This window comes from Rhizobacter sp. P2_H2 (assembly GCF_056403375.1).
The window spans coordinates 1-2,089 of record NZ_JBFUFP010000963.1 but is presented as its reverse complement, the minus strand read 5'-3'; the positions used below and the strand labels follow the sequence as shown (position 1 = coordinate 2,089).

General features: G+C 71.3%; 3 protein-coding genes. All 3 read right to left on the bottom strand.

The genetic code is table 11. The features are described 5' to 3' along the window. Positions 1-37: 37 nt before the first annotated feature. Genes AC1D15_RS28800 through tmk form a run of 3 tightly spaced genes read right to left on the bottom strand, consistent with a single transcriptional unit; the run spans position 38 to position 2,081 of the window. Positions 38-427, bottom strand: a complete 390-nt coding sequence (locus AC1D15_RS28800) for a PilZ domain-containing protein (protein WP_047512637.1) — start codon at positions 425-427, stop codon at positions 38-40. Then, a complete protein-coding gene (locus AC1D15_RS28795) occupies positions 424-1,476 on the bottom strand; it encodes a DNA polymerase III subunit delta' (RefSeq protein WP_477828710.1) in 1,053 nt (350 codons plus the stop codon). The genes AC1D15_RS28800 and AC1D15_RS28795 overlap by 4 nt, the downstream gene beginning before the upstream one ends. After that, positions 1,470-2,081, bottom strand: a complete 612-nt coding sequence (tmk, locus tag AC1D15_RS28790) for a dTMP kinase (protein WP_047512924.1) — start codon at positions 2,079-2,081, stop codon at positions 1,470-1,472. The genes AC1D15_RS28795 and tmk overlap by 7 nt, the downstream gene beginning before the upstream one ends. Positions 2,082-2,089: the final 8 nt, after the last annotated feature.

Below are 2,089 nucleotides of genomic sequence, written 5' to 3'. Positions count from 1 at the left end.
GGGCACAGCGGACTGGACCAGAGGGGACCAGACGGGATCAGATCGTCTGCGTCGGCTTGGCGGATTGGATGGAGGTGCCGAGGATCTCCTCGATCTTCAGCTTCAGCACGCGGGTCTTCTCGTCGGTCGGGAACCGCACGCCGACGCCCTGGGTGCGGCCGCCCGAGGCATTGGCCGGCGTGATCCACGAGACCTTGCCGGCGACCGGGTAGCGCTGCGGATCGTCGGGCAGCGACAGCAGCAGGTAGATGTCCTCGCCGAGCTTGTACTCGCGCGTGGTCGGCACGAACAGCCCGCCCTCGCTGAACAGCGGGATGAAGGCGGCGTACAGCGCGCCTTTTTCGCGGAAGACCAGCTGGATGACGCTCGGCCGCGAGGCTGCGGCGGGTGCAACTGCGCGGGAGGGAGTGGCAGAGGAATCGCTCATCGGGCCGAGTGTACCGAAGGACCCTTGACATGGCGCGCCGGAGCGAGTGCCTCGCGCGCCTGTTGCACCAAGGATTCCACCATCACCGGCTGATTCCACGGGTGCTCGCCATGCCGGCTCGCGGTGGACAGCGCCGACGCCCAGCGCGTCAGGCCGTACAGCGGCATCGCGGCGGGCAGCGATGCCGGCGGAAAGTAGCGCGGCGCAGCACCGCAAGCCAGGCACAGCGCGTCGTGGCAGAGCTTGTGCATCGCCTCCAGCAGCCGCGGCAGCGGCCACGCGCCGAGCTGGCCCGCGTCGCCGGCGGCGAGCTGCTTCGGCAGGCGCAGCCAGGCCACCGCGTCGACGCCGTCCTGCACCCATTCGAGCGCCTGCAGCGGCTGGCCGCCGGCCGCGGCGAGCAGCACGTCGGGTTGCGCCACCTTGTGCTCGGCGAGCCAGCGGGTGGCCAGCTCGGTGGGCGGCAACGCCAGCGGCAGCGCCTGGCAGCGGCTGCGGATGGTCGGCAGCAACGCATCGGGCGAGCCGCTGCTGAGGATGAAGCGCGCCTGCCCAGGCGGCTCTTCCAGCGTCTTCAGCAGCGTGTTGGCCGAGATGCCGTTCATGCGTTCCGCCGGGTGCAGCAGCACGACCTTGGCGCGCCCGCGCGCCGAGGTGGTCTGCGCGAAATTGACCGCGCCGCGGATTGCCTCGACCTTCAGTTCCTTGCTGGGCTTGGCCTTCGAGGCCTTGGCCTCGCTGTCGCCGCCCTCTTCCGCGGCGTCCCAGCCCAGCGCTTCGCGCAACGCCTCGGGCAGCAGCACCAGCAGGTCGGGGTGCGAGCGCGCCTGCACCAGGTGGCAGCTGGCGCATCGCCCGCAGGCCGGCCGAGATTGCCCGACCGGCGCGGCCTCGCACAGCCATGATTGCGCGAGCGTCAGCCCGAGCTCGAACTGGCCGATGCCCTGCGGCCCGTGGATCAGCAAGGCATGACCGCGCTGTGTGCGCAAGGCTTCATCGAGCGCCGCTGCCAGCCAGGGCAACGGCAGCTTTCCTTCGGGATCTACCACGGGTGCTGCTCCAGGGTGGCGAGAACCTGCTGCCAGACCTGCTCGCGCGGTGCGGCGGCCTCGATGCGAACGATGCGATGCGGCGCCGCCCGATGGCGCGCCTCGTAGCCGGCGCGCACGCGCTCGAAGAACGCGAGGTCCTGCTGCTCGAAACGATCCGGCGCGCGCACTGCGGCGCGGCGTTCGGCCGCCACCGCGGCGGGCAGGTCGAACCAGAAGGTCAGGTCGGGCTGCAGGTCGCGGTGCACCCAGCCTTCCAGCGTGGACAGCACACCGGCATCGAAGCCGCGGCCGCCGCCCTGGTAGGCGAAGCTCGCATCGGTGAAGCGGTCGCACAGCACGGTGCGGCCGGCGGCCAGCGCCGGCTCGATGACCTGCGCAAGGTGATCGCGGCGCGCACCGAACACCAGCAGCGCCTCGGTCAGCGGATCCATCGGCGAGTGCAGCAGCAGCTCGCGCAGTTGCTCGGCCAGTGGCGTGCCGCCCGGCTCGCGGGTCAGCACGACAGGCCGGCCGGCCTGTCGCAGGTGCTCGGCCAGCGCGTCGATGTGCGTGGATTTGCCGGCGCCGTCGATGCCTTCGAAGGTGATGAATCGTCCGCGCACGGGCACTG